Annotated in this window: 14 protein-coding genes and 1 pseudogene; 12 read left to right on the top strand and 3 right to left on the bottom strand. The window is 68.1% G+C overall.

Annotated elements, in window-relative coordinates; all coding sequences use genetic code 11:
* Window positions 1-153: 153 nt before the first annotated feature.
* The 3 genes from ACSX1C_RS09980 (at window position 154) to ACSX1C_RS09970 (ending at window position 986) form a co-directional block, all read left to right on the top strand.
* Window positions 154-405, top strand: a complete 252-nt coding sequence (locus ACSX1C_RS09980; protein WP_439889290.1) for a hypothetical protein — start codon at window positions 154-156, stop codon at window positions 403-405.
* Window positions 406-483: 78 nt separating this feature from the next.
* Window positions 484-771 carry a hypothetical protein gene (locus ACSX1C_RS09975; protein WP_439889289.1) on the top strand — a complete coding sequence of 96 codons (288 nt, stop codon included), beginning with the start codon at window positions 484-486 and terminating at the stop codon, window positions 769-771.
* Window positions 772-779: 8 nt separating this feature from the next.
* Window positions 780-986, top strand: coding sequence for a DUF2905 family protein (locus tag ACSX1C_RS09970; protein WP_439889288.1), 207 nt, complete (start codon window positions 780-782; stop codon window positions 984-986).
* 57 nt (window positions 987-1,043) lie between these two features.
* On the opposite strand, the gene ACSX1C_RS09965 is transcribed toward ACSX1C_RS09970, so the two are convergent.
* From ACSX1C_RS09965 to ACSX1C_RS09955, 3 genes are all read right to left on the bottom strand, one after another.
* A complete protein-coding gene (locus ACSX1C_RS09965; RefSeq protein ID WP_439889287.1) occupies window positions 1,044-2,318 on the bottom strand; it encodes an NAD(P)/FAD-dependent oxidoreductase in 1,275 nt (424 codons plus the stop codon).
* Window positions 2,318-3,793, bottom strand: a complete 1,476-nt coding sequence (nhaC, locus tag ACSX1C_RS09960; RefSeq protein ID WP_439889286.1) for a Na+/H+ antiporter NhaC — start codon at window positions 3,791-3,793, stop codon at window positions 2,318-2,320. Before nhaC ends, ACSX1C_RS09965 begins: the two co-directional genes overlap by 1 nt.
* Before the next feature lie 106 nt (window positions 3,794-3,899).
* A complete protein-coding gene (locus tag ACSX1C_RS09955; RefSeq protein ID WP_439889285.1) occupies window positions 3,900-4,856 on the bottom strand; it encodes an ornithine cyclodeaminase family protein in 957 nt (318 codons plus the stop codon).
* Between the two features lie 127 nt (window positions 4,857-4,983).
* On the opposite strand from ACSX1C_RS09955, the gene ACSX1C_RS09950 reads away from it, so the two are divergent.
* The 9 genes and pseudogenes from ACSX1C_RS09950 to ACSX1C_RS09910 all read left to right on the top strand — a co-directional run bounded on the left by ACSX1C_RS09950 (window position 4,984) and on the right by ACSX1C_RS09910 (window position 17,902).
* Window positions 4,984-5,772, top strand: a complete 789-nt coding sequence (locus ACSX1C_RS09950) for a helix-turn-helix domain-containing protein (RefSeq protein ID WP_439889284.1) — start codon at window positions 4,984-4,986, stop codon at window positions 5,770-5,772.
* Window positions 5,773-6,048: 276 nt separating this feature from the next.
* Entirely contained in the window at window positions 6,049-9,228 is a 3,180-nt protein-coding gene (gene putA, locus ACSX1C_RS09945; RefSeq protein WP_439889283.1) for a bifunctional proline dehydrogenase/L-glutamate gamma-semialdehyde dehydrogenase PutA, read from the top strand.
* A gap of 155 nt (window positions 9,229-9,383) precedes the next feature.
* Window positions 9,384-10,868, top strand: a complete 1,485-nt coding sequence (gene putP, locus ACSX1C_RS09940; protein ID WP_439889282.1) for a sodium/proline symporter PutP — start codon at window positions 9,384-9,386, stop codon at window positions 10,866-10,868.
* 265 nt (window positions 10,869-11,133) lie between these two features.
* Window positions 11,134-12,258, top strand: coding sequence for a 2OG-Fe(II) oxygenase (locus ACSX1C_RS09935; RefSeq protein ID WP_439889281.1), 1,125 nt, complete (start codon window positions 11,134-11,136; stop codon window positions 12,256-12,258).
* 84 nt (window positions 12,259-12,342) lie between these two features.
* Window positions 12,343-13,278 (top strand): LysR substrate-binding domain-containing protein, encoded by a 936-nt coding sequence (locus tag ACSX1C_RS09930; RefSeq protein WP_439889280.1) that lies wholly within the window; start codon window positions 12,343-12,345, stop codon window positions 13,276-13,278.
* 571 nt (window positions 13,279-13,849) lie between these two features.
* Window positions 13,850-15,040 (top strand): aromatic ring-hydroxylating oxygenase subunit alpha, encoded by a 1,191-nt coding sequence (locus ACSX1C_RS09925; protein ID WP_439889279.1) that lies wholly within the window; start codon window positions 13,850-13,852, stop codon window positions 15,038-15,040.
* Window positions 15,041-15,050: 10 nt separating this feature from the next.
* Window positions 15,051-16,496: an aldehyde dehydrogenase family protein gene (locus ACSX1C_RS09920; RefSeq protein WP_439889278.1), complete on the top strand. Its 1,446-nt coding sequence runs from the start codon at window positions 15,051-15,053 to the stop codon at window positions 16,494-16,496.
* A 5-nt stretch (window positions 16,497-16,501) separates the two neighbouring features.
* Window positions 16,502-16,666: pseudogene (locus tag ACSX1C_RS09915) on the top strand (rubredoxin); the annotation flags it as partial.
* Window positions 16,655-17,902 (top strand): FAD-dependent oxidoreductase, encoded by a 1,248-nt coding sequence (locus ACSX1C_RS09910; protein WP_439889398.1) that lies wholly within the window; start codon window positions 16,655-16,657, stop codon window positions 17,900-17,902. The pseudogene ACSX1C_RS09915 and the gene ACSX1C_RS09910, both read left to right, overlap by 12 nt.
* The last annotated feature ends 10 nt before the right edge of the window (window positions 17,903-17,912 follow it).

Here is a 17,912-nt window from a genome sequence, read left to right as displayed (position 1 = left end):
AGCTATCCTGTGCTATATCCTTGGCAATGCACGGTCAGCACACTGCGCACCGTGCGGCTCTGTAGGTGGAACCCATGCCGGCCGCTGGGTCCAGACGCGCGGGCGGTGGTCGTAGCGATCCGGCGGCGGCATTTCAACAGAGAGGTAGGTCTCATGAGCACCATGCAATGCGTCCATCGCGACCACACCATCATCGCGGATGTCGTGGAACACCCGGGCATCCCCACGCCCTGGGCCGGAGGCTGTCACATCACCACCCCGGACGGCCGCACCACCAAGCGCCTGCCCCTGCCGGTGGATAGCCTCTATCTCGCCGAGCTGGAGAGCGCCCAGCGAGCCTCGATCGCCCATGGCAAGTGGCTCGTAGACCAGGCCCTGGATCACGGCAAACCACTGTTCCACTAGGCCGTGAGCGGCCTGGCCGGGGCCGAGCCGGCGCGCCCCGCTATCCTTGAAGTAGAGCAGTCGAGAGGAGGGCGTGTCATGGCTCACAAACACCAGAGTCTCCTGTACTCGATCTTCGAGGACCCGCTGCGCAGCAATATCCACTGGCGCGAGGTCGAGTCGCTGCTGCATCACCTCGAGGCCAAGGTCGAGCCGATCCTCGGCGCGCGCTTTCGCGTGACGCTCAACGACTATGAGTTCGTGCTGCACCATCCGCACCAGGGCAACGAGTGCAGCAAGCAGGAGATCAAGCACCTGCGCGAATGCCTGGCCAATGCCGGCATGACCCCCTCCGGCTACGACCAGAAGTTCGGCCGAGCGGAGTAGGACGGCCGGTGGCGCGCTGGGTGATGCTGGCCGGACTGGCGCTGTTGCTGCTGGGCGCCACGCTGCATTTCGCCCCCTGGCTGCTGCAGTGGTTCGGCCGCCTGCCCGGCGACATCCGCATCGAGTCGGCGCGCGGCCGCGTGTTCATCCCGCTGACCTCGATGCTGCTCGTCAGCCTGGCGCTGACCCTGCTGATCAATCTGTTCCGGCGCTGACCTCGGCACCATCGGCGCGGGGCTTCGGGCGGTCTGCTGCGTGGGCAGCGCCGCGCCCTAGCCGTGTGGCCGGTGTGCATCGCGAAAGCGTTCGACCCGGTAGGGGCGCGGGTCGAGCGCCGGTGCCTCGTCGTTCATCAGGTCGACCACCAATTCGGCGCTGATCGCCGCCTGGGTCAGGCCCAGATGCTGGTTGCCGAAGGCGAACAGCAGGCGCGGCAACTGCGGGTGGCGGTCGATCACCGGCAGCGAGTCGGGCAGGGTGGGGCGATGCCCCATCCATTCGCTGGTCTGCAAGGAGGGCTCCGCCAGGGCCGAGATCAGCGCCTGGCTGTGCCGGCGCAGGGTCTTAAAGCGCCGGCGAATCGGTTTGAGCGTTAGCCCGCCGAATTCGGTGAAGCCCACGGCGCGCAGACCGGAGTCCAGCGGGCTGATGACGAAGCGCCGCTCCGCCGAGCCGATCGGCCGCGTCAGTCCCGTCGCCACGCCCTGCAGGCTCAGGTGGTAACCCCGTTCCGCCTCCAGCGGCACCTCGATGCCCGTACTCCGCAGCAATCGTTTGCTCCAGGCGCCGGCGCAGATCACCGCCTTGTCGGCGCTTAGCGTGCGACCCACGAGGCTTACTTCAACCTGCCGGGTGTCGGCAGCCAGGGATTCGACGGCCTGTTGCACGAAGCGTCCACCGCGGGCTTCGAAGGCGGCGAACAGCAGGCGGCAGAGCTGGTAGGGCTCGCGCACCCGGCAGGCCTCGGGAAAGTACAGTGCATGGCTGACGGTGCCGGCCAGGGCCGGTTCCAGCTGGGCGACCCGGGCGGCGTCGAGCAGTTCGCAGGGGACGTTCCACTGCCGTAGATACCGGCCATGGGCCCGGGCTTCCGCGAGCCGCTCGGGCGACTCCCAGACCAGCAGGTAGCCGGATTGGCACAGCTGCTCGCTCGCACCTATGTCGTTCAGGCAGCGCTGCCAGGCGCCAATCGCCGCCCGGTTGAGCTGGCGCAGGCCCTCTCGCGAGCGGGCGACCTGGGCAGGACGGGCGGCGGCGACGAAGCGCGCCAGCCAGGGCAGGCTGCGGTGCAGGTAGCCCAGCGGCAGGGCCAGTGGGCCGTGCGGGTCGAGCAGCATGGCCAGTGCGCCGCGCAGGGTCTTGGCGCTGGACAGCGGGTCGATCAGCTCGGTGGCCAGGTAGCCGGCGTTGCCGAAGGAGGCGCCGCGACCCGGCGCTTCCCGGTCGATCAGGGTCACCCGGTAGCCCTTGCGCTGGGCCTGCAGGGCGGTGCACAGGCCGACCACCCCGGCGCCTATCACCGCGACGGTCTTGGCGGGGGCCGGCATCAGACCGCTCCTTCTGCGTCGGCTAGCAATGAGGTGGGTGCAGCGGCCGTCGTCGGGGCGGCTTCGGCGCGCTTGGAGAACCAGCCGGTCTGGGCATAGAGGATGCCGATGGCCGGCGACAGCCAGCAGGCGAAGGCCAGCGGCGCATAGAGCAGGTTGCTGTAGTCGCCGGAGGTCATGCTCAGGCCCAGGGTGCCGATGACGAAGGCGCCGCCGGCGTTCCAGGGAATCAGCGGCGAGACCAGGGTGCCGCCTTCCTCGATGGCCCGCGACAGGTTGAGGCGGCTGTAGCCCAGGCGGTCGTACTCGGGGCCGTACATGCGCCCCGGCAGGGCGATCGACAGGTAGACGTCGCCGGACACCGCGTTGGTCGCCACCGAGGTCAGGATGGCGTTGCTCTGCAGGCCGCGGAAGCCCTTGCTCAGGCGCATGATCGCGGCGACCACCGACTCCAGGCAGCGGGTGCGCTCCAGGGCGCCGCCGAAGGCCAGGGCGAACATCATCAGGGTCACCACCCAGGTCATCGAGGTCACTCCGCCGCGGTTGAGCAGGCTGTCGAGCGACGCGCTGCCGCTGCTGGCCTTGAAGCCGCTGTGGGCGAAGGTCAGCAACTGGTTGAGGTTGTAGTCGTAGTTGATGAAGGCGACCAGGCCGCCGAGGGCGAAGCCGGTGAACAGCGCAGGTATCGGTGCGACCTTGAAGAATGCCAGCGCCATGACCAGCAGCAACGGCAGCAGCGCCAGTAGGCCGAGGTCGAACTGGCTGCGCAGGCCTTCCTTGAGCAGGTCGATCTGCTCGAGCTGAGAGGCGTCGACGCCGGTCTGGCCGCCGACCAGCAGGTAGAGGGCGAAGGCGATGAGCATCGCCGGGATGGTGGTCGGCATCATGTTGCGGATGTGCGCGAACACGTTGGTCTCGGTGACCGCCGCCGCCAGGTTGGTGGTGTCCGACAGCGGCGAGACCTTGTCGCCGAAGAACGCGCCGGAGACCACGGCGCCGGCGATCCAGTACAGCGGAATGCCGAAGGCGGTGCCGATGCCCACCAGTGCCAGGCCGATGGTGCCGACCGTGGTCCAGCTCGAGCCGATCGCCAGCGACACCACCGAGCAGAGCAGCATGGAGGCGGCGAGGAACCAGGCCGGGTCGATCAGTTCCAGGCCGTAGTAGATCAGCAGCGGCACGGTGCCGCTGGCGATCCACAGGCTGACCAGCATGCCGACCAGGATCAGGGTGGCGATCGAGGGCATCGCCACGTGCAGCACATGGAAGGCGCCGGCCTCGATGTCCTTCCAGCGATAGCCCTGGGTCCAGCCGACCAGGCCGGTGATGGCGAAGCCGATGGCCAGGGCGATGTGCGGGGTGAAGTCGTTGTAGTAGAAGATCTGCAGGCCCAGCAGGCCGATGGTCGTGACGATCGGGATCAGCGCCACCCAGAGGTTGGGCAGGGCGATCGCTGGCGGCTTGTTATCCGTCATTGTCGGTACTCCAGCAGATGAGCGACGGTCGTCGTCATCCTGTTGTTTTTGTCGGGCGGAGATGAGAAAGGGCACCCGCTTGTGGGTGCCCGAACAGGCGTAGGCGTCAGCCTCGATTGCGGTAGGCGAGAATCGCCGCGGCGAGGTCCTCGCGCGAGTCGCCCACCGACTTGAACAGGGTCACCGCCTGGTCGGCGTTCGCCAGGGCGGCGCGGCCTCCGTGCTGGCCGCGGCACAGCTCGGCGAGTTCGGCGAGGATCTTGTCGGCGCCGATGGCGCCCTCGCGGATCGGCATGATCAGGTCGCCGGTCTCGCTCAGTGCGCCGGCCTTGGTGTCGACGAACAGCGCGCAGCGCTGCATGGCGACGTTGTCGGTCTCGCGCATGCTGGGGGTGAAGCTGCCGACCAGGTCGAGGTGGGCGCCGGGCTTGAGCCAGTCGCCGAGGACCACCGGCTCGGTCGCCAGGGTGGCGCAGCTGATGATGTCGGCCTCGCCGGCCGCCTCTTGCAGTTGCGCTTCGTGGCAGACCTGGGCGTCGATGCCGCTGCTGCGCAGCTCGGCCACCAGCGCCGTCGAGGCGGCCGCGTTGCGGTCCCACACCCGTACGGTCTGGATCGGCCGCACGCTCATGTGCGCCGGAATCAGGCGGCGGCCCATGCGTCCGGCGCCGATCATCAGCAGGCTGCTGGCGTCTTCGCGGGAGAGAAAGCGCGAGGCCAGCGCCGAGGCCGCGGCGGTGCGCCGGGCGGTCAGCTCGTTGCCGTCGAGCAATGCCAGCGGCTGGCCGCTCTGGCCGCAGCTGAGCATGTAGTGGCTGCTCAGGCCGGGCAGGTGGCGGGCGTTGTTGCCGGGGAACACGTTGACCTGCTTGACGCCGACATACTCGCCTTCGATCCAGGCGGGCATCAGCAGCAGGGTGGCCGTCGGCTCGCCGGGTACCTCGATGCCGTGGTGGTGACGGACTGGCGAGCAGACGTCTTCGCGGGCGAAGATCGCGCTCAGCGCCTCGATCAGACTGGCCCACGGCAAGGCGTGCTGTACCTGGTCGGCATTCAGTTGCATGGCGGCTTTTCCCGTTGTTAAGGTGTTTGGCCATGGTAGTCACGCCGAGCCTGTTGGCATTGACCCAGCCGCTGGAGTTGTAGACCCAGGCTATGAATCGATCCCTTCCTGTCGCGGTCCCGCCGCGATGAATCGCAGCCAGGTGCGGCGCAACCTGATCGCCCTGCAGCGCGGCGAGCACAGCCACGATTACGCCCAGGTATTGATCGGCTGGCGCGGGCGCATGGACTGCGAGTTCAGCGACGCGACGGGCCGCCTGGCCAGCGGCACCGCCGCATTGGTACCGGCGGCGGCCGGCCATCTGTATGCCGGCCTCAGCGAAGACAGCGAACTGCTGGTGCTCGACGTGGCGCTGCACGACCCCTATATCCGTGCCCTGGAAGAGGCCTGCGGCATGCGGTTCAGCCAGACGCTGTTCCAGCGTCCGGAGTTCGTCTCCCTGGATTTCGCCACGCTGCCGCTGCTGGACTTCGCCGTCGGCCAGCTGCAACGGGGGCGGGAGCAGGCCGATAGCCTGGTCGGCTGTCAGCTGGTGTCGCTGTTCATGACCCAGCTGTGCCAGCGTTATTCAGCCACCGCGTCGTTGCCGCCGCGCCATGCACGCCTGGCCCTGGCCGAGCTCGATCGGCTGATCGACCGGCGTCTGGCCGAGCCACCCAGCAACGGCGAGCTGGCCGCGGCGATCAATCTCAGCGAGAGCCATTTCATCTGCCTGTTCCAGCGTCAGCTCGGCGTGACGCCACAGCAGTACGTGATGAACCGGCGCCTGCAGCGGGCCCAATACCTGCTGCTCAACAGCGCCCTGCCGCTGGCGGCGGTGGCCGATGAGGTCGGCTTCGCCGATGCCTCGAGTTTCTCCCGCGCCTACAAGCGCCGTTTTCAGACGACTCCCGGGTCTCTGCGCCGCGCCCGTTAGCCGAGCGGGCTGACCCCGCGATGGCTCTAGCGCAGCGCGCATGCCCGTTTTCCCTGCCCTCTGCCGCTTAAACGGCTGTTTGCCAATAGTTCCCCGCCCATAGGTTTCTGCAAAAAATACAGAGCTTTGCGCAAGAAGCCGTCATGGTTCTGCCACTAAATTCCGTCCTCCACGCGTGGCGTGCGCCTGGCTTTGGGTCCGTGGTCGGACCAGAGCTACCCGGCCGATACCGCGCGGTGGTCTCACAACAACAGTCTCCACAAGAGGATGGGCGTGATGTTCAAAGCCAGTCACGTCTTGCAGGACGAGTTCCTTAACCGGATCTCTGCCGCCAAGGCCGCCGATTTCTTCCCTGTCATCAGCGCGAACTACAGCGTTGACGAGGCAGCCTATCTCACTGAGCTCTTGCAGCTCGCCGATCCCGGTCAGGACGGCATCGAGGCTATCCGCCGCAATGCCCGCACGTTGATCCAAGACGTGCGCAGCCGGGACAATGCCGTCGATACCCTCGACGCACTGCTTCGTCAGTACAGCCTCGATACCCAGGAAGGGCTGATGCTCATGTGCCTGGCCGAGGCTCTGCTGCGCGTGCCGGACGCCGCCACCGCCGACGCGCTGATCCGCGACAAGCTCAATGCCGCCGAGTGGGAACGCCACCTCGGCAAGAGCGACAGCGTGCTGGTCAACTTCGCCGCCTGGGGCCTGGTGATGACCGGCAAGGTGGTCGATTCGGAAACCGCCGACGGCCGGCCGAAGAGCATCCTCGGCAAGCTCATCCAGCGCTCCGGCGAGCCGGTGATTCGCGCCGCGATGAACCAGGCGATGAAGCTGATGGGCAAGCAGTTCGTGCTCGGCCGCAGCATTTCCGAGGCCCTGAAGAACGGCCGCCCGGAACGCGAGAAGGGCTACACCTACTCCTTCGACATGCTCGGCGAGGCGGCGCTGACCCAGGCCGACGCCGAGAAGTACATGGCCGACTACCGCAAGGCCATCGACACCGTCGGCGCCGAGCCCCAGGTCGGCCCGGGGCCCAAGCCCTCGGTGTCGATCAAGCTGTCGGCGCTGCACCCGCGCTATGAAGTGGCGCAGCGCGAGCGCGTGCTCACCGAGCTGTTCGCCAACGTGCGCGAGCTGGCGATCCGGGCCCGCGAGCTGGGCGTCGGTATCTCGGTGGACGCCGAGGAAGCCGATCGCCTGGAGCTGTCCCTGGAGCTGTACGAGAAGCTGATGCGCGACCCGGCCATCAAGGGCTGGGGCGAGTTCGGCCTGGTGGTGCAGGCCTATTCCAAGCGCTGCCTGCCGGTGCTGGTGTGGCTGACCCTGCTGGGCAAGGAGCTCGGTGCCAAGATGCCGCTGCGCCTGGTCAAGGGCGCCTACTGGGACAGCGAGATCAAGCAGTGCCACGTGCAGGGGCTGGACGGTTTCCCGGTGTTCACCCGCAAGGAAGCCACCGACACCTCCTACCTGGCCTGCGCGCGCTTCCTGCTGTCGGACTTCACCCGCGGGGTGATCTACCCGCAGTTCGCCAGCCACAACGCCCACACCGTCAGCTCCATCCTGTCCATGGCCGCCGAGCACCAGCAGCCGCGCGAGTTCGAGTTCCAGCGCCTGCACGGCATGGGCGACGCGCTGTACGACACGGTGCTGGAAAAGCACGGCAAGACCGTGCGCATCTATGCCCCGGTCGGCGCCCACAAGGACCTGCTGCCCTACCTGGTGCGGCGCCTGCTGGAGAACGGCGCGAACTCCTCTTTCGTGCACCAGCTGGTCGACCCGAGCACCCCGGTCGAGTCCCTTCTCGATCACCCGGTGACGCAACTGCGCAAGTTCAAGTCGCTCAGCAATGAGAAAATTCCCCTTTCGCCCGCGCTGTTCGGCGCCGCGCGGAAAAACTCCCAAGGCATCAACATGAACATTCAGCACTCCTGGGCCGAACTCGAGTCCGCCTACCAGCCGCACCTCGACCGTCAATGGCAAGCCGCCCCGGTGATCAACGGGCAGAAGCTGGCCGGCAGCGTCCAGGAAGTCCGTTGTCCCTACGAGCTCGGCCGTGTGGTCGGCAGCGCCCAGTTCGCCACGGCCGAACAGGCCGCCCAGGCCCTGGACGGGCTGCAGGCCGCCTGGCCGCGCTGGAACGCCACGCCGATCGATGCCCGCGCCAGCGTGCTCGAGCGCCTGGCCGACCTGCTCGAGGCCAACCGCGCCGAGCTGATGGCCCTGTGCACCCTGGAGGCCGGCAAGAGCCTGCAGGACGGCATCGACGAGGTGCGCGAGGCGGTGGATTTCTGCCGCTACTACGCCCAGCAGGCACGCCTGCGTCTGGGCCGCGAAGAGCTGCAGGGGCCGACCGGCGAGCGCAACGAGCTGTTCCACGAGGGCCGTGGCATCTTCGTCTGCGTCAGCCCGTGGAACTTCCCCCTGGCCATTTACCTGGGCCAGATCACCGCCGCCCTGGTGGCCGGTAACTGCGTGCTGGCCAAGCCGGCCGAGCAGACCAGCCTGATCGCCGCCCGCGCCCTGGAGCTGATGTTCGAGGCCGGCCTGCCGACCGACGTGATCGCCTTCCTGCCGGGCGACGGCGCCACCCTCGGCGGCGTGTTCTGCCGCGATGCCCGCGTCGCCGGGGTGTGCTTCACCGGCTCTACCGAGGTGGCGCGCCTTATCAACCGCCAGCTGGCCGAGAAGCCGGGCCCGATCGCCGCGCTGATCGCCGAGACCGGCGGCCAGAACGCGATGATCGTCGACTCCACCGCGCTGCCCGAGCAGGTGGTCAAGGATGCCGTGCAGTCGGCCTTCACCAGCGCCGGCCAGCGCTGCTCGGCGCTGCGCGTGATGTACGTGCAGGCCGATATCGCCGAGCGGGTGATCGACCTGCTCAAGGGCGCCATGGCCGAACTCAAGGTCGGCCCGACCCACAAGCGCGTCAGCGACGTCGGCCCGGTGATCGACGCCGAAGCCCGCGAAGGCCTGCTGGCCCATATCGCCCAGCTCAAGGGCGAGGGCAAGCTGATCGCCGAGGCCAGCCTGCCGGCCGGCCTGGACGGCCACTTCGTCGCCCCGGTGGCGTTCGAAATCGCTGGCATCGACGAGCTGAAGAAGGAAAACTTCGGCCCCATCCTGCACATCGTCCGCTACCAGGCGGCCGATCTGGACCAGGTGGTGGCGGCCATCAACGGCACCGGCTACGGCCTGACCCTCGGCGTGCACAGCCGCAACGAGGAGACCGCCCAGCGCATCGAGGCCCTGGCGCGGGTCGGCAACCTCTACGTCAATCGCAACCAGATCGGCGCCGTGGTCGGCGTGCAGCCCTTCGGCGGCTGCGGTCTGTCCGGCACCGGCCCGAAGGCCGGTGGCCCGAGCTACCTGCTGCGCTTCGTCAACGAGCGCACCACCTCGGTCAACACCACGGCGGTGGGCGGCAACGCCTCGCTGCTGTCGCTGGGCGACGAGGTTTAAGCGGTAAACCCAGGGTGGGGTCCAAAAGGCCCCGCCCGGCCCTGGCCGAGCCGCCTACAGGCGACCCGGTCAGCGGTTCCCAGGCAGCGAGCGCATACCGTGCTCGCTAATAACGAGTGTCACGGCCCGAGCCGTGCCAACACGAGAACAACAAGATGAGCGAGCAGAACGTTTTTGTTGTAGGGGTGACCTTCGTGGTCTACCTGGTGCTGATGCTGGGGCTGGGCATCGTCGCCTACCGTCGCACCCAGAATCTTTCCGACTATATCCTCGGCGGCCGTTCCATCGGCCCGGGCACCGCGGCGCTGTCCGCCGGCGCCTCGGACATGAGCGGCTGGCTGCTGCTGGGCCTGCCGGGCTACGCCCTGGTGGCCGGCTTCGAGGCCAGCTGGATCGCCATCGGCCTGCTGGCCGGCACCTGGCTGAACTGGCTGTTCGTCGCCCGTCGCCTGCGCGTGTACTCCCACGCGGCGAACGACTCGGTGACCATGCCGGCCTACTTCGAGAACCGCTTCAACGACAAGTCCCGCGCCCTGCGTGTGATTTCGGCGGTGATCATCCTGACCTTCTTCCTGTTCTACACCAGCTCCGGCCTGGTGGCGGCGGGCAAGCTGTTCGAAACCGTGTTCGGCTTCGACTACCAGATCGCCGTCGTGGTCGGCACCCTGGCCGTGGTCTCCTACACCCTGTTCGGCGGCTTCCTCGCGGTGGCCTGGACCGACGTGGTGCAGGGCCTGCTGATGGCCGCCGCGCTGGTGCTGGTGCCGGTGTTCGCCCTCAATGCCGTGGGCGGCGTGGACGCCGCGCATGCCGCGATCCTGGCCAAGAACCCGGAGATGCTGACCTTCTTCAGCGACACCAAGGGTGAACCGCTGGGTTGGATCGCCATCCTCTCCCTGCTGGGCTGGGGCCTGGGTTACTTCGGTCAGCCGCACATCCTGGCGCGCTTCAAGGCGATCTCCGACGAGAAGGACATGCCCACCGCGCGGCGCATCGCCGTGAGCTGGACCGCCGTGACCCTGTTCGCCGCCCTGGCCATCGGCTGGGTTGCCGTGGGCTACCTGGAGACCGACCTGGCCGACGCCGAGACCGTGTTCATGGTCCTGGTCAACAGCCTGTTCCACCCGGTGGTGGCCGGCATCCTGATGGCCGCCGTGCTGGCCGCGGTGATGTCCACCGCCGACTCGCAGCTGCTGGTGAGCTCCTCGGCCCTGGCCGAAGACTTCTACAAGGCCCTGCTGAAGAAGAATGCCAGCGACAGCGAGCTGGTCTGGGTCGGCCGTGGTGCCGTGGTGCTGATCGCCGTCATCGCCCTGGTCCTGGCGCTGAACCCCGATACCACCGTACTGGGCCTGGTGTCCTACGCCTGGGCCGGCTTCGGCGCCGCCTTCGGCCCGGCCATCCTGCTGTCGCTGTACTGGAAGCGCATGAACCGCCACGGCGCCTTGGCCGGCATCATCCTCGGTGGCGTCACCGTGGTGCTGTGGAAGCAGCTGTCCGGCGGCATCTTCGACCTGTACGAGATCATTCCCGGCTTCATCCTCGCCACCCTCGGCATCGTAGTGGTCAGCCTGCTCACCGAAGAGCCGGAGTCGGCCCTGCAGAGCCAGTTCGACAAGGTCGAAGGCCAGATGGCCTGATGAGTTTCATCCCCGCCTGCAGCCGGTCGTCTGCAGGCGGGGCGCTCGAGCGCGGATTGCAGTGCTGATGCCCGCCTCGGGTTCCACGACGACCCGATAGTGCTTCGCCGGCCCACACCCTCGGGTGTCGGGCCGGTTTTTTTTGGGCTCCTCGCTGTTCGCCATTGGTCGGGCCGCGCGCAATCCGGCGGCGCGCAGCTAATCTCTTGAATATCCCGTGGCGTATCGTCAGGCGGCTCTCGGGCGCCTGCAGGAGTCGATGGCTATGAGTGTCCAACCCCCGGGTCTCGGTCAGCCCGCCCCCTGGTTCACCTGCCGCAGCCAGAGCCGCGAGCGTTTCGTCTTCGATACGGTCGCCGGGCGCTATATGGTGCTGTGCTTCTTCGGTTCGGCCGCCGAGCCCCTGAGTGCCCGGGTGCTGCAGCTGCTGCTGGCCCAGCGCCGGCGCTTCGACGACGACAACCTGTGCTTCTTCGGCGTCTCGATCGACCCCGAGGACGAGCGTCGGCAGCGGGTCGCCAGCCTGGTGCCGGGCATCCGCTACTTCTGGGATTTCGAGCGCCAGGTCAGCGCCCTGTACGGCGCCGTGCAGGCGGATGGCGGCTACCGTCGGCTCAGCTACGTGCTCGACCCGTTGCTGCGGGTGCTCGCCGTGCTGCCGTTCGGCAACGATGCCGAGGCCCATGTGGCCGAGCTGCTGACGCTGCTCGAGCGCCTGCCGGCGGTCGGTGCGGCCTGTCCGGCGGCGATGCAGGCGCCGGTGCTGGTGCTGCCGCGGGTGTTCGAACCCAAGCTGTGCCGGGCGCTGATCGATTACTACCGCCAGCAGGGTGGCGCGCCGTCCGGCTTCATGCAGGACCAGGGCGACAAGACCGTGCTGGTGCTCGGTCAGGATCACAAGAGCCGACGCGACTGCACCCTGGAGGACGAGGAGTTGCGCCAGGCCTGCCAGCGGCGCATCCATGAGCGGCTGGTGCCGGAGATCCACAAGGCCTTCCAGTTCCGGGTGACGCGCATGGAGCGCTACCTGGTGGGCTGCTACGACGCCGGCGAGCAGGGCCATTTCCGCCCGCACCGCGACAACACCACCCGGGGCACCGCCCATCGGCGCTTCGCGGTGTCCTTGTTCCTCAACACCGGCGAGTACGAGGGCGGCCTGTTGCGCTTTCCCGAGTTCGGCCCGGCCCTGTATGCGGCGCCGCCCGGCGGGGCGGTGGTGTTTTCCTGCAGCCTGCTGCACGAGGCCACCCAGGTCACCCGCGGCCAGCGCTACATGTTCCTGCCGTTTCTCTACGACGAGGAGGCGCGGCACATCCGCGAGGAAAACCAGGTGTACCTCGCCAGCGAGCCGGCCGTCGCCGCGCCGCAGGCGGCGGGTCAGGGCGGCTAGGCGGGGCGCGCGGGCCTGGGCTTGGGCGGAGCCAGGCTCTACACTGGCGCGATAAAACCAAAATATCAGCGTGACCTTGCCTGCATGAAAATCCAGCCCCTGCCTCCGCTCAACAGCCTGGTGGCGTTCGAGGCGGCCGCCCGCCACCTGAGCTTCACCCTGGCCGCCCAAGAACTGCATGTCACCCAGGGCGCCATCAGCCGCCAGGTGCGCCTGCTCGAGGACTACCTGGGCAAGACCCTGTTCGAGCGCACCACCCGGGCGATCAACCTGACTCCGACCGGCGGCCAGTACTACGAGACCGTGCGCGAGTCGTTGCAGCAACTGGCCCATGCCACCGGGCAGATCCGCCACTGGCAGGGCGCCCAGCAGGTGACCGTGGTCACCAGCACGGCGATGGCCTCGCTGTGGCTGCTGCCCAAGGTGGCCGAGTTCCAGCGCGACAACGAGGGGATCGACCTGCGTATCGTCGCCTACGACCATGTCAGGGATTTCAACCGGCTGGACTGCGATCTGGCCCTGTACTACTGCCGCACCCCGCCCAAGGACATGCTGGTGACCCCGCTGTTTTCCGAGGAGGTATTCCCGGTCTGCAGTCCGGGCTACCTGGCCAAGCATCCGGATCTGCAGGAGCCCCAGGAGCTGGCCGGCTGCACCTGGCTGTGGCTGGACGACCCGCAGCGCGACTGGATCGGCTGGCCCGAATGGTTCCAGCGCCTGGGGCTGGTGGCCCCCAAGCCCAGGCATCGGATCAATATCAACAGCTACTCGATGCTGATCCAGACGGCCCTGAGCGGCCAGGGCATCGCCCTGGCCTGGTCGAACCTGATCGATGATCACCTGCAGACCGGCGCCCTGGTGCGGCCCATCGCCAGTGCCCTGAACACCGATGCGCAGTTCTGCCTGCTGGAGCCTCACGGGCGCGCCTCCAGCCGGCAGAGCGTCAAGCGCTTTCGCGACTGGCTGATGGCGCAACTGCCGTCGCCCCCCGGCGTCGTGGCCCCCTCGACAGACGCCTGAGGCCGAGCCGGAACGGACACTGCCGCGGGCTTGTGGCCTGCGGCAGTGGTGCATGGAGCGGCGTTGTCGTCGGTATTCCGAGCGGTTCAGCGCTCGCGCCTGGGCAGGCCGTGGGTGTCGCTGGTGCGAGCCGTTCGGCCCCGCCCGGTACGGCTCCAGGCGGTGCGGCCTGGGTTGTCCCGGGAATCTTCTGGCGGGCGAGCGTCCTGCCGCGGGTGTTGGGCAGGGCGTCGGAGCCTGACCGACGCCCGTGGCGCGGTGCAGGCTCTAGTGCAGGCAGGTGCCTGCGATCCTTCAGGACGACAAGGTGCGCTTTCGCCCCCCCTCCCAGCAAGCCATTTGTGGTCATGGACTGATGACTTTTAGGCATGACTTGATCCGTCCTGAGCCAGACTCTGCCTGCGATAGAGTGTCTTCTGCCGGCTCCGGCTATTTGTGATTAAAGCTCATCAATGGCCCTGTAAAAATCGTTTGTCGGACAATCCCCTGTTTGCCGAAACTCGCCGCCAACAGAGCCAGGCCCATGCGCCTGCCGATTGTCAGCAACCGTGCCCAGCAGGGGAGAACAACAATGACCCAAGCCATTTCTCAGCAGATCCCAGTGCATCAGCTGGAAACCGTACTCGCGCCGATCCACGAGGCCACCGGCCTGTCCAACGCCTTCTACACCGACCAGAAGCTGTTCGAGCTGGAGCGCGACCAGATCATGGGCAAGACCTGGGCCTGCGTCGGCTTCGCCAGCGACCTGAGCCAGAACGGTTCGGTCAAGCCGGTCGACTTCATGGGCCTGCCGCTGCTGCTGATGCGCAACCGCGAGGGCCTGGTGCAGGTGTTCCACAACGTCTGCAGCCACCGCGGCATGAAGCTGGTGGAAGAAGAGGGCACCGTGCAGGGCGTGATCCGCTGCCCCTACCACTCCTGGACCTATGACCTCAACGGTGGCCTCAAGGGCACGCCCCACGTCGGCGGCATCGACAAGCACAAGGACGAGCGCTTCGCCTGCGAGAAGCACGGCCTGAAGGCGATCCGCAGCGCCATCTGGATGGACATGGTGTTCGTCAACCTGTCCGGCGACGCCCAGCCGCTGGAGGAGATGCTGGCGCCGCTGACCGCGCGCTGGAGCCAGTTCCTCGGCGAGGACGGCATGGGCCTGATGCGCCGCCGCCCGCACATGGACGCCACCACCCTGGACATCGCCTGCAACTGGAAGCTGGCGGTGGAGAACTACTGCGAGGCCTACCACCTGCCCTGGGTGCACCCGAGCCTGAACACCTACTCGCGCCTGGAAGACCACTACAACATCCTGTTCGACGAGCAGTTCGCCGGCCAGGGCAGCTACGCCTACAACCTCTCCGACGTCGCCGGCACCCACCTGCCGCAATTCCCCAGCTGGCCCCAGGACCGCCTGCGCAACGCCGAGTACGTGGCCTTCTTCCCCAACGTGCTGCTGGGCATCCAGGCCGACCACGCCTTCGCCATGCAGCTGGAGCCGGTCGCGCCGGGCCGCACCATCGAGCACCTGCGCCTGTTCTACGTCGGCGACGAGGCCCTGGGCGACGAGTACGCCGCCTGCCGCAACGCCATCCTGGAGTCCTGGAAGGTGGTGTTCGCCGAGGACATCGCCTCGGTCGAGGGCATGCAGAAGGGCCGTCACTCGCCCGGCTACGGCGGCGGCGCCTTCTCCCCGGAGATGGACATCCCCACCCACTACTTCCACCAGTGGGCCGCGCGCAAGCTGCTGGCCGTCGCCCAGAACGCCTGAGGAGGTCGCCATGTACCCGATTGCCGAGCACTGGCTGAACTATATCGACGGCCAGTGGTGCGACAGCGAGTCGCGCCTGACCGTCAACAATCCCGGCACCGCCGAGCCGGTGGCGACCATCGCCCAGGCCTCGATCGCCGACGCCGAGCGCGCCCTGGTCGCCGCCCGGCGCTGCGCCGACAGCTGCGAGCTGACTCGCGCCCGCCCGGCGCAACGGGTGACCTGGCTGCTGCGCATCGCCGAGGAGATCCGCGCGGTGGCCGAGGAGGGCGCCTGGGTGCTGTGCCAGGAGAACGGCAAGAGCCTCAACGACGCCCGCGACGAGTTCATCGAGGCGGCGCGCTACTTCGAGTACTACGCCGGCATGGCCGACAAGATCGAGGGCACCTCGATCCCCCTGGGCGACGGCTACATGGACTTCACCCTCTACGACCCCATGGGCGTCTCGGCGCAGATCGTGCCGTGGAACTTCCCGGTGTCGATCTGCGCCCGCTCCCTGGCCCCGGCCCTGGCCGCCGGCAACGCGGTGGTGATCAAGTCGCCGGAGCTGTCGCCGCTGGGCATGTGCGTGCTGGTGCGCGCCATCGCCCGGGCCGGCCTGCCCAACGGCGCGGTCAACCTGATCTGCGGCCGCGGCCGCGAGGTCGGCACGCACCTGGTGAACAGCGCCAAGGTCGACCAGATCGTCTTCACCGGCTCGGTGCCGACCGGCCAGACCATCCTGCGCGACGCCGCCGCCCATGCCATTCCCAGCGTCATGGAGCTGGGCGGCAAGTCGGCGGCCATCGCCTTCGCCGATGCCGACCGCCAGCAGCTGCTGGCCAGCGTCAAGGGCGGCATCTTCTTCAACGCCGGCCAGGTCTGCTCGGCCATGTCGCGCCTGCTGGTGCAGCGCGAGATCTACGAGGAGGTGGTCCAGGACGTGGTCGCGTTGGCCGAGGGTCTGAGCGTCGGCCTCGGCCAGGACAACCCGGACCTGACCCCGGTGATCAGTGCCGGCCAGCTGGCCGGCATCGAGGAGCTGTGCCGCCGCGCCCTGAATGAGGGATCGGTGCTGGCCACCGGCGGCGAGCGCTTCGGCGACCGTGCCGGGCACTTCATGCGCCCGACCGTGTTCCGCGACGTGCGTCCCGAGATGGCCATCGCCCAGGAAGAGGTGTTCGGCCCGGTCCTGGCGATCATCCCCTTCGACAGCGAGGAAGAGGCCCTGGCGATTGCCAACGGCACCGAGTTCGGCCTGGTGGCCGGGGTCTTCACCCAGGACATCAGCCGCGCCATGCGCTGCGCCCGGCGCCTGAAGTCCGGCCAGGTGTTCGTCAACGAGTGGTATGCCGGCGGCATCGAGACGCCGTTCGGCGGCGTCGGCCTGTCCGGCTTCGGCCGCGAGAAGGGCCAGGAAGCGCTGTACAGCTACGTGCGCACCAAGAACGTCGCCATTCGCGTGGCGGGGGAGTAAGCGAGATGTTCAAGACCTGGCTCTGTGTGGTCTGCGGCCTGATCTACGACGAGGCCCTCGGCTGGCCGGATGACGGCATCCAGGCCGGCACCCGCTGGGAAGACGTGCCGGCGGACTGGAAGTGCCCCGAGTGCAAAGTCGGCAAGGAAGATTTCGAGATGCTCGACATCAGCCCGGTGGTCGCCGCCAGCGCGCCGCTGCCGCTGGCGCCGCAGCCGCTTAAGGCAGCGGTTCAGGCCGCGGCCGAGCCGCGCCAGCCGATCGTCATCATCGGCAGCGGTTATGCCGGTTATGGCCTGGCCCAGGCCCTGCGCCGCGCCGACCCCCAGGTCGAGATCCGCGTGCTGACCCGCGAGTCCGGTCACCTGTATTCCAAGCCGGCGCTGTCCATCGGCCTGGCCCAGGGCAAGAGCGCCGCGGCCCTGGCCGGCGAGTCGGCCCTGGCCATCGAGCAGCGCCTGAAGATCCGCGTCTATACCCATTGCGAGGTCGAGCGCATCGACCCCGTGGCACGGCGCCTGCACACCAACATCGGCGAGATGGAGTACGGCCAGTTGGTGCTGGCCAGCGGCGCGGCGCCGATCCGCCTGCCGATCGAGGGCGACAGCCAGGCGCTGCTCAGCGTCAACAACCTGCACGACTACCGCAGCTTCCGTGAGCGTCTGGTCGGTGTGCGTCGGGTGGCGATCCTCGGCGACGGCCTGATCGGCTGCGAGTTCGCCAACGACCTGGCCGCGAGTGGGTTTGAAGTCAGCGTTATCGGCCTCGGCCAGTGGCCGATGGAGCGCCTGCTGCCGGTCGAGGCCGGCCGCCAGTTGCAGACCGCCCTGGGCGAGCTGGGTGTGCACTGGCACCTGCAGAACACCGTGCAGCGTATCGACTCGGCCGAGCAGGGCTATCGCCTGACCCTTGCCGATGGCCAAAACCTGCAAGCCGATCTGCTGCTGTCCGCCGTCGGCCTGCGGCCCAACCTGAGTCTCGCCGAAAGCGCCGGGCTCGCGGTGGGCCGTGGCATCCAGGTGGACGCCCAGCTGCAGTGTTCGCAGCCGGGTATCTACGCCCTCGGCGACTGCATCGAGATCGACGGCCAGCTGCTGCCGTACCTGGCGCCGATCAACCAGGGCATCGCCGCCCTGAGCAAGACCCTGCTCGGTGCGCCGACTGCGGTCAGCTACCCGCTGATGCCGGTGACGGTGAAGACCCCGGCCGCGCCGCTGTGCCTGCTGCCGCCGGCCGTCGGGGTGGCCGGCGAATGGCGCTGCACGGCCACCGACGACGGCCTCAGCGCCGGTTATTACGATGCCGAGGGGGCGCTGCGCGGCTTCGTCCTGCTCGGCCGGCAAGCCCAAGTGCAGCGCAATGCCTGGCTGCAGTCCTGTCAGAACGCTCAATCGGCCGTGGCCTGAGGGCAGTCCC

Source organism: Pseudomonas sp. MBLB4123, from assembly GCF_051904775.1.
Lineage (GTDB): Bacteria > Pseudomonadota > Gammaproteobacteria > Pseudomonadales > Pseudomonadaceae > Aquipseudomonas > Aquipseudomonas benzenivorans_B.
This window is presented reverse-complemented; position numbering and strand designations above follow the sequence as displayed.